Annotated in this window: 9 protein-coding genes, 1 tRNA gene and 1 rRNA gene; 8 read left to right on the top strand and 3 right to left on the bottom strand. The window is 38.1% G+C overall.

Going from position 1 to position 9,277, the window contains the following annotated elements:
• Positions 1–168: 168 nt before the first annotated feature.
• From rrf to AAFN87_RS19060, 3 genes are all read left to right on the top strand, one after another.
• Positions 169–284 (top strand): 5S ribosomal RNA (gene rrf, locus AAFN87_RS19070).
• 255 nt (positions 285–539) lie between these two features.
• A complete protein-coding gene (locus AAFN87_RS19065; RefSeq protein ID WP_347792651.1) occupies positions 540–1,433 on the top strand; it encodes a patatin-like phospholipase family protein in 894 nt (297 codons plus the stop codon).
• A gap of 130 nt (positions 1,434–1,563) precedes the next feature.
• A tRNA-Asp gene (locus AAFN87_RS19060) sits at positions 1,564–1,639 on the top strand.
• Between the two features lie 123 nt (positions 1,640–1,762).
• Here AAFN87_RS19060 and AAFN87_RS19055 read toward each other — a convergent pair.
• Together AAFN87_RS19055 and AAFN87_RS19050 are read right to left on the bottom strand one after the other, a co-directional pair.
• Positions 1,763–2,761, bottom strand: coding sequence for an anti sigma factor C-terminal domain-containing protein (locus tag AAFN87_RS19055; RefSeq protein WP_347792650.1), 999 nt, complete (start codon positions 2,759–2,761; stop codon positions 1,763–1,765).
• On the bottom strand, positions 2,745–3,281 hold the full coding sequence (locus tag AAFN87_RS19050) for a sigma-70 family RNA polymerase sigma factor (protein WP_347792649.1): 537 nt from the start codon (positions 3,279–3,281) through the stop codon (positions 2,745–2,747). The genes AAFN87_RS19055 and AAFN87_RS19050 overlap by 17 nt, the downstream gene beginning before the upstream one ends.
• 151 nt (positions 3,282–3,432) lie before the next feature.
• On the opposite strand from AAFN87_RS19050, the gene AAFN87_RS19045 reads away from it, so the two are divergent.
• The 5 genes from AAFN87_RS19045 (at position 3,433) to tsaD (ending at position 6,504) form a co-directional block, all read left to right on the top strand.
• On the top strand, positions 3,433–3,774 hold the full coding sequence (locus tag AAFN87_RS19045; RefSeq protein WP_347792648.1) for a hypothetical protein: 342 nt from the start codon (positions 3,433–3,435) through the stop codon (positions 3,772–3,774).
• Between the two features lie 122 nt (positions 3,775–3,896).
• A complete protein-coding gene (tsaE, locus tag AAFN87_RS19040) occupies positions 3,897–4,349 on the top strand; it encodes a tRNA (adenosine(37)-N6)-threonylcarbamoyltransferase complex ATPase subunit type 1 TsaE (RefSeq protein ID WP_347792647.1) in 453 nt (150 codons plus the stop codon).
• Positions 4,346–5,047 carry a tRNA (adenosine(37)-N6)-threonylcarbamoyltransferase complex dimerization subunit type 1 TsaB gene (gene tsaB / locus AAFN87_RS19035; RefSeq protein ID WP_347792646.1) on the top strand — a complete coding sequence of 234 codons (702 nt, stop codon included), beginning with the start codon at positions 4,346–4,348 and terminating at the stop codon, positions 5,045–5,047. Before tsaE ends, tsaB begins: the two co-directional genes overlap by 4 nt.
• On the top strand, positions 5,047–5,487 hold the full coding sequence (gene rimI, locus AAFN87_RS19030; RefSeq protein ID WP_347792645.1) for a ribosomal protein S18-alanine N-acetyltransferase: 441 nt from the start codon (positions 5,047–5,049) through the stop codon (positions 5,485–5,487). The genes tsaB and rimI overlap by 1 nt, the downstream gene beginning before the upstream one ends.
• Complete coding sequence (tsaD, locus tag AAFN87_RS19025; RefSeq protein ID WP_347792644.1) at positions 5,488–6,504, top strand: tRNA (adenosine(37)-N6)-threonylcarbamoyltransferase complex transferase subunit TsaD; 1,017 nt, start codon at positions 5,488–5,490, stop codon at positions 6,502–6,504.
• Positions 6,505–7,227: 723 nt separating this feature from the next.
• Here the strand turns inward: tsaD and AAFN87_RS19020 are convergent.
• A complete protein-coding gene (locus AAFN87_RS19020; protein ID WP_347792643.1) occupies positions 7,228–9,159 on the bottom strand; it encodes an ABC-F family ATP-binding cassette domain-containing protein in 1,932 nt (643 codons plus the stop codon).
• Positions 9,160–9,277 lie beyond the last annotated feature (118 nt).

Here is a 9,277-nt window from a genome sequence, read left to right as displayed (position 1 = left end):
AGGTTCGAGGTGGAAGTGTGGTGACACATGGAGCTGACGAATACTAATCGATCGAGGACTTAACCAAATATAAAACTTATTTCAATGAAACGTTTATCCAGTTTTGAAAGAATAATTCTTTCAAAACAAAGGTTTCAAAATACGCAGTATTTTGAAAGCCATAAATAGTGAAGTGATGATGGCAAAGAGGTCACACCCGTTCCCATACCGAACACGGAAGTTAAGCTCTTTAGCGCCGATGGTAGTTGGGGGCTTCCCCCTGTGAGAGTAGGACATCGCTTCGCACTAAACCCCACTGATTATTCGGTGGGGTTTTTGTTTTGTGATTTATTAAAATAGCTATCGAAAAGACTAGGCCGTATGTGCGATACCCAAAAATCAAAAGGCTGTTGATTAGTTCGATAAAACTGTACGATTAAGTTTTTAGAGATTAATTGCATTATAATTTGCTGGAATTCTTCAATCTTTTACAAAATCAGTTCTATTTCCGTATAATTCGCCTTAAAATATATGGAGAATGTAAAAAAGGAGAGGGCAATTTGCTAATTGATGGCGTTTTTTCTGGTGGGGGCTTAAAAGGCTTCGCCTTAGTAGGAGCGTTTCAAGTAATAGAAGAAAGAAATTTTCAATTTAAGCGAGTTGCTGGAACAAGCGCAGGTGCGATAATGGCTGCATTTGTAGCTGCTGGTTATAACGGAAAGGAAATCGAAGAAATACTGGATGAGCTAGATTTAACTTCACTGCTCGACCCAAGACGAACATTATTACCTTTGCCGTTTATGAAATGGATGAATGTATATAGACATTTGGGCCTGTACCGAGGAAAAGCATTAGAAAAATGGTTTTATAAGAAATTAGCAGCGAAAGGTATTTACACATTTTCTGATTTACCTAAAGGCTCTTTAAAAATTATTGCATCTGATTTAACGAATGGTAAAATCATTATATTGCCAGATGATTTGAAAAATTACGGCATAAATGCAGGGGAATTTTCCGTTGCGCGTGCTTTACGAATGAGTTGTGGAATACCATTCTTTTTTGAACCTGTGACATTAACAACAATTAAAGGGAATCCTATTATTGTAGATGGTGGAGTATTAAGTAATTTTCCACTTTGGATATTTGATGATGAAAACGGTAAAAGGATACGCCCGTTGCTAGGGATCAAGTTAAGTTCCCGTAGAGAAGATCAATGTGCCCGAAAAATCGATAATGGTTTAAATTTGTTTGAAGCATTATTTTCTACAATGAAGGATGCTCATGATCAAAGATATATTTCAAGGAAACATGAAAAGGATATTATTTTTATACCTGTAGAAGATTATAGTGCTACACAGTTTGAGCTTGATGAGAGAATGAAGGAAGACTTAATTAATAGAGGAAGATCTCGTGCGTTGCAATTTTTAAAGACTTGGCCACGAGTGCGTATTTAATTATATACATGTGTAGAGGCAAATTCTGAATACTGCTAAGCTAAAATATAAAATATTGAAAAAAACTATTGTCATATAGATATATATATGATATAATTACTAATGTCTTAAAGAGATTATTCAATAAAATGGTCCCGTGGTGTAGCGGTTAACATGCCTGCCTGTCACGCAGGAGATCGCCGGTTCGATCCCGGTCGGGACCGCCATTTTTTATGTACTAGTTTTTATAAGCGTAGGAAGCTTATAAAAGCTTTTTTTTTTTGCAATTCTTTTAGAAGATAAAGTAATACAATATGAAAACAGGATGTCAAAATAGACATCCTGTTTATTTACAATTCCCAGTTCCATAGTGCTACTTCACCTAATTGTTCTCCTTGAATCCACTCAAGTTCTTTTAATTTCAATAATTCTTTTACTGGCCCAGTAACAACGGCTCCATAAGTTGTAAACCCTTTAGAAGTAATATAAGTATATTGTTCTTTTAAATATACTAATCTTAAAAAGTTTTTATAGTAGCTTTCAGGTTTTGCAAGGACGTTTTTCATATTTTTCTCCATGAGCATTTGACTTTCTTCTAAGTTATCTTCTGTAATATACCGGATGCGTAGTGACTCATGGAAATCTTCGTTATAATTACTTCCTCCTGTTAAACCAATGTACCCTATGACCGACATGGAATTATCTCCGGAGCTAGTACCACCTGGCATATAGTCAACAAGTTCACCAGTATACAGTGGCAACCATACAATATGAATATCAAATTCCTTTAAGCGTGTGACGAGCTCCTCTGCTGTCATAAAATTAGTTGTAGAGAAGGCAAGCTCACCGACTGTACCTTCAGGCAATTTTTCTAAAGTAGGCCAAACATTTAGATTGGTATTTCCTTTTAGTTTTTCATGAGTTACAGGGTGCTCTGGGAGTGAAAAAGAAAAACTCGATAATCGATCTCTGCCAGGATGAGAATAGACGATATGTGAATCATTTGTGGAAAGTTTCTTCGTCACATTTGCTTCTCCGATTAGTATATCGTCTCCACCAACCATCTTTTGCAAAGGGAAGGAAAATTCTTTTGTACCTAGTAGAGAAAGATCTTTCTCCTGTAAATCAAATGATGCACGAATATTTGGTGTTTGCCATTCAACGGCTATTTTCGTGTAATAAGCATTTTCTTTTGTGATATTCAATTTATCCGCAAGCATGTTAATTGTAACGCTATATAATCCGTAAAGTAGCCACATGACAAAGAGTATTTGTAAAATCCTCCAAGTTAGGGTGAACTTTGACTTTTTCAATATTTTATTTTCAGTGTCTTTACTCCATTCTCTCATCATACCATCCTTTCTTTTCTGCAAGGGAAGTGAGGCGTTTTCTTGCTCGGTGTAATGTTACTTTTACTTGGTTCTCTGATAATTCAAGTGTACTCGCAATTTCCTTGTAGCTAAATTGCTCGTATTCTCTCAAATATAATATTGAGCGGTATTGTTCGGGTAAGTAGGTAAGTAAGTCATCAAGCTGCATAAACTGTTCTTTTGCTAATAATGTGTCTTCGGGTATACCGTACGGGCTAACAATTTCCAAATTGCTCGCAAATATCGAGAGAAAAGGGATGCTTTTACGCCTCTGCTGTTTACGCCATTCGTCTAAGTAAGCGTTACGTGCGACGGTAAAGAGCCATGCGCGTACTTCTTCACCTGTATACGTATGTAAGAAAATCGTTGCTCGGACAAATGTTTCTTGTGTTAAATCCTCAGCAAGCTGCGCTGATCCACAGAGCTTTAATAAATAGAAATAGAGAGGCTTCGCGTATTGTCGATAAATTGTATCTAATTCATATGTTCGTTGCCACATAGAAGCCTCCTTCCCCTTTTACTAGTAACACGTTTCCGCGAAGGAAATGTTACACCTCACTTAAAAGAGGTCTTATTGTTTTGTTTAATTATTCCATAAATGGTTCTTTCATTCATGCATAAGTTTCATGTATTTCGATTGGAGGAAGGATATGGTGTTTAAATATTTTAGTTTGTGGGGAATTTTATGTTTAGTAGGTTTTAGTTTAGTAGGGTGTGCGGAGGAAAAAAGTAATGAATTAATTAGTATAGAAGATTCAAATGCATATACTTGGCAAAAATACATGAATGAAAAAGAATTTAACCAGTTAATAGACGGTATGAATTATATGGATGTTGTAAATATAGCGGGAGGTGTAGGAGAGCTTCAACAAGAGGGCGTTTTTATTTGGTACGATGAAATGTCACTAACACAGGCATACGAAATTCAGTTTAAAAAAGATCAGCTCATAAGCAAAAAAATAATTGAAGTACGTGGGTATTCCACGCGTTAAGTGCATCTTCTAGTGGGAGATGCATTTTTTGTATCCTTTATATAGTGCGGTCATGCCCTTTGAACATTTTCGTTTGTTCAAGTAAACTAGAAGTAACGCATTTCTCGGGAAGGAATAAGAAAATGGTATTTGAAAAAAATATAAAATCGCTTGAAGAAACTATTCAGCTTGCGACGGATTTAGCAAAGTTATTAGAGGCACAGCATACAATTACACTAGAAGGCGATCTTGGTGCCGGTAAGACGACATTTACACAAGCGTTAGCAAAGGGACTTGGCATAACAAGAACAGTCAATAGCCCGACATTTACAATTATGAAGCAATACGAAGGTCGCTTACCGCTAAACCATTTAGATGTATATCGTCTTGCAGATAGTGAAGAAGATTTAGGCTGGGACGAAATTTTCTACGGCGATGCAGTAACAGTTGTGGAATGGGCTCATTTAATTGAAGAGGATTTACCAAAAGAACGACTAGCAATTGAAATTGTGCGTGTAGATGAGCATGCTCGAAAATTTTTATTAAAACCAATGGGCGCTCGTTACGTCCAATTGTGTGAGGAGTTATTGAAATGATTTGGTTAGGAATTGAAACAGCAAACGCACCGCTTTCTGTTGCACTTGTAAAGGATGGCAAAGTGATTGCAGAAGTGGTTCAGCATATAAAATTAACACACTCTGTTGGCGCAATGCCAGCAATTGAGGAGCTTTTTAATAAGGCATCTATGAAACCAACGGACATTGATGCAATCGCAGTATCGGAAGGCCCAGGCTCATATACAGGTGTACGCATTGGTGTAACGCTTGCAAAAACATTAGCATGGACATTACAAAAACCACTTGTCGGTGTATCGAGTTTACAAGTTTTAGCTGCGAATGCACGACTATTTAATGGAATTATCTGCCCGTTATTCGATGCCCGTCGTCAAAATGTGTATGCTGCAGCTTATCGCGGACAAACGATGGAAGCTGTGCTGAGTGATTATCATGATCATATTGATGGACTACTCATGAAAGTAAAAGAGTTAGAAGAGCCGGTCCTATTTATTGGTGAGGATGTTTCAATCTACGAGGAGCATATTCGTGAAATATTAGGTGACCAAGCTCTATTTGCACCATTTACACACCAATTGCCGCGTGCATCTGAGTTAATCGCACTTGCTGTTACAAAAAAGCTACCATCAGTTGAAGAAATACACACGTTCATTCCACAATATCGCCGTATTGCTGAAGCAGAAGCGAACTGGATTAAGGAACAAAAGGAGAACGCATAATGGTAATATACCGAAAAATGACTCCAGAAGATGTTGAGGCAGTTTATGCGATTGAGCTAGCGACATTCCCAACACCTTGGACGCTCGATTCATTTCATTATGAAATGCGCGAGAATCAGTTCGCATATTATATTGTTGCGGAAGAAGACGGTGATATTATCGGCTTTTGTGGGAGCTGGTTTACTATTGATTCAGCACAAATTACGAATGTAGCAGTTGTAGAGACGGCTCGTGGGAAAAAAATTGGCGAAGGCTTGATGCGAGAAATTATGCGTGTAGCGCGCGAGGCGAATATGGAAGTAATGAGCTTAGAGGTGCGCATTTCCAATGATGTCGCACAAAATTTATACCGCAAGCTTGGTTTTCAAGATGGTGGTATACGAAAAGGATATTATACAGATAATCAAGAGGATGCTCTTGTCATGTGGGTGAATTTATAAATGGAAAATCAATATATATTAGCAATTGAAACGAGTTGCGATGAAACAGCGGCTGCCATAATAAAAAACGGCACAGAAATCATTTCTAACGTTGTCTCATCACAAATTGAAAGTCATAAGCGTTTCGGTGGTGTCGTACCAGAAATCGCTTCTCGTCATCATGTAGAACAAATTACAATTGTTATAGAAGAAGCATTAGCACAAGCAAAAATGAAGCCGAGTGATTTAACGGCAGTAGCGATAACAGAAGGTCCTGGTTTAGTTGGGGCGTTACTAATCGGCATAAATGCAGCGAAAGCTTTTGCGTGGGCACACAGCTTACCAATTGTAGGTGTCCATCATATTGCCGGGCATATTTATGCGAATGCATTAGTGCAACCAATGGAATTCCCATTACTTGCATTAGTTGTATCTGGAGGACATACGGAGCTTGTTTATATGAAGGAACACGGAAGCTTTGAGTTAATTGGTGAAACTCGTGATGATGCAGCAGGCGAGGCGTATGATAAAGTTGCACGTGTACTAAACTTACCATATCCGGGTGGCCCGCATATTGATCGTTTAGCTCATGAAGCGGACGAGGCTGTGCCATTCCCGCGTGTATGGCTAGATGAGGGGTCGTACGATTTTAGTTTTAGTGGTTTAAAATCAGCGGTGATAAATTACAAACATAATATGGACCAACGTGGTGAAGAAATTATTCCAGCGCATGTCGCAAAAGGCTTCCAAGATAGTGTGGTTGAAGTATTAACAGGAAAAACATTGCGCGCAGCACGTGAATTTGGTGTGAAGCAAGTCATTGCGGCAGGAGGCGTATCTGCGAATAAAGGCTTGCGTACAGCGCTAGAAGAAACATTTGCGCGAGAAGGCATTCCATTTTATGTGCCACCGTTAAAGCTTTGTACAGATAATGCTGCTATGATTGGCGCGGCAGGTGCGAAAATGTATGAAGCCGGTGTACGTGGCAATATGAAAATGAATGGTCGACCAAGTAAGGAACTAACAAGTTGGGTATAAAATAAGCTCGGTAGCATTTGCTACTTGAGCTTTTTTTTTGAATGGATGAACAGTGATACAATGGCTTTTCGTATATAAAGAAGAATGTTCAATACTATTTATTAGTGTATCCACAAATGTAGAATCTTCGCCTTATATTAGAAAAGTAATTTGTTGCAAGAATATGATAAAACCTGTCGTTGATATGCTAAAAAATACTTCAATCTAATTAAAGTAGAATTTTTCTGAAAAATTATCCACAGGTTATGTCGCTAATTCTGAAAATGTCAACGAGAACATTCGTACTTATGCACAAACTGTTAATAACCTGTGCATAAGTTGTGATTTATCAATATATTGTATGTGCTTTTCCCCAATGTGATGTGGAAAAAGAAATTTTGGATTGTGGATAATGTGGAAAAGTCTGTTGATATGTTGGTATGACTGAATTCGTAATGTGAATAAAATTGTGGGTTTTTTTTCGCGAAATTTGTCTATTGACCAATATATATGTAGAACCATTAGAAATAGAGGTTTTAAAATGTTGATATTATGCGATAGTAATAAGGAAGTAGTTGTTAAGTGTAATGCAGTAGCCATTTTATGCGAATCAGGTTTTGAAAATATGAATCATACAGTTGTTTTTTGTAGCTAATATTAAAGGGGAATTCTGTTTATAAAACTTTGTAGTGTAGGAAATGCTACGACATATAAAATAAAAGGTGAGGGGGCGCCCCTCACCTTTTAGAAACTTTCTAATTCCTCACTCAAATCAAGCCACTGCATTTCAAGTTCATCGTGCGAATTTTTAGCAGTATCTAGCTCTGATTGAATTGATAATGCCTTTTCGTGATTAGAGAAAATGTCTGGATCACAAAGCTGTTCTTCAAGTGCTGCGATAGTCATATCAAGTGTAGCCATCTGCTCTTCTAAATCTTCAAGTGTACGACGAATTTGTCGCTCGCGTTTTTTCGCGTCCTTATCAATAGTAGAAGTAGTTGTTTTTGGTGTTGTGATAGTTTCAACAGTAGCTGCTGCCTTCATTGCTGCTAATTCTTCAAGCTCTTGCTTTTTCTCTACATAATAATCATAGTCACCTAAGTATTCAAAAGAGCCAGTTTGTGATAATTCTACAACTTTTGTTGCAATGCGATTAATAAAATAACGGTCATGCGATACGAATAATAGTGTGCCAGGATAATCAATTAATGCATTTTCTAAAATTTCCTTACTATCCAAATCCAAATGATTCGTTGGCTCGTCTAGTACGAGTAGATTCGCTTTTTGCATCATTAGTTTTGCCAGGGCAAGACGGGCTTTTTCGCCACCGGATAAGGAGTTCACGGATTTTCCGACATCATCGCCACTAAATAGGAAGCGGCCGAGTACTGTGCGAATATCTTTTTCGTTCATCAATGGCCATTCGTCCCATAGCTCCTGTAAGACGGATTTATTGGAGCTGAGCTTTGCCTGTTCCTGATCATAATAACCGATTTGGACATTTGTGCCATAGCGAATATCGCCAGCGAGTGCGTTTAAATCCTTCACTACTGTTTTTAGTAGTGTTGATTTCCCAACACCGTTTGGACCAACAAGTGCGATACGATCTTCGCGGAATAGACGCATATTAATGCCGTGTGAAATTTCTTTGCCTGCATAACCTACAGCCAAGTCATCAATCGATAAAACATCGTTCCCGCTTTGACGCTCAATTGAGAAGCCGAAATTTGCTGATTTTTCATCGCCATCAGGAGAATCCATCCACTCAGTACGCTCCAGCATTTTTCGTCGTGACTGTGCCATTTTCGTAGTCGATGCGCGGGCAATATTTTTTTGGATAAATGCTTCTAGTTTTGCTTTTTCATCTTGCTGGCGCTCGAACATTTTCAAATCGCGCTCATAGTTTTTCGATTTTTCATCTAAATAGGTACTATAATTACCTATATATTTTGACACGCGTGTACGAGATACTTCGTAAACAATGGATACAACTTGATCTAAGAAATAGCGGTCATGCGAAACGATTAAAATAGCACCAGGATAAGCTTTTAAATAATTTTCTAGCCATGATAACGTTTCAATATCTAAATGGTTGGTCGGCTCATCTAGAATGAGTAGATCCGGTTTCGACAGTAAGAGCTTTGCTAGAGCTAAACGCGTACGTTGTCCACCAGATAACGAGCCTATCGGTTTATCATAATCTTCAGGGAAAAATTGCATACCATGTAGTACAGAACGCGTATCTGCCTCGTATTGATAACCACCTACATCTTTAAAATCGTGCTGCAGTTGATCATACTCTGCCATTACACGTGCATATGTCTCGCTATTCTCATACACAGCAGGATCTGCCATTCGTTTCTCTAAATCCCGTAGCATCGATTCTTTTTGACGAAGCTTTGCAAAAATTGTCATCATTTCATCCCATACGGAAAGCTTGGAATCGATGCCAGCATGCTGTTCAAGATAGCCGACTTTGATGTCTTTTGGAATAATAATTTCGCCAGAGTCATACGACATTTGCCCAGCGATAATCTTAAGTAATGTCGATTTTCCTGCACCGTTGCGGCCAACAAGTGCAACACGGTCGCGATGCTGTACCTCAAGCTTGACACCACTTAATACTTCATCTGTAATAAATGACTTATATAATTGATTCACTTGTAATACGATCATATTTACACCTCAGTTCATACTTTCAGTTTAATGGATAGATAGAGGTGGTGCAATGATGGATACTTTACTTATTCCTGTAGGTTTAGTAAGATGAAAACGATTTCTAATAGATTGCAGG

The sequence above is a fragment of the Solibacillus sp. CAU 1738 genome, from assembly GCF_039888725.1.
Taxonomy (GTDB): Bacteria; Bacillota; Bacilli; order Bacillales_A; family Planococcaceae; genus Metasolibacillus.
The sequence above is the reverse complement of the archived record's forward strand: the minus strand, read 5'-3'. Positions and strand labels throughout refer to the sequence as shown.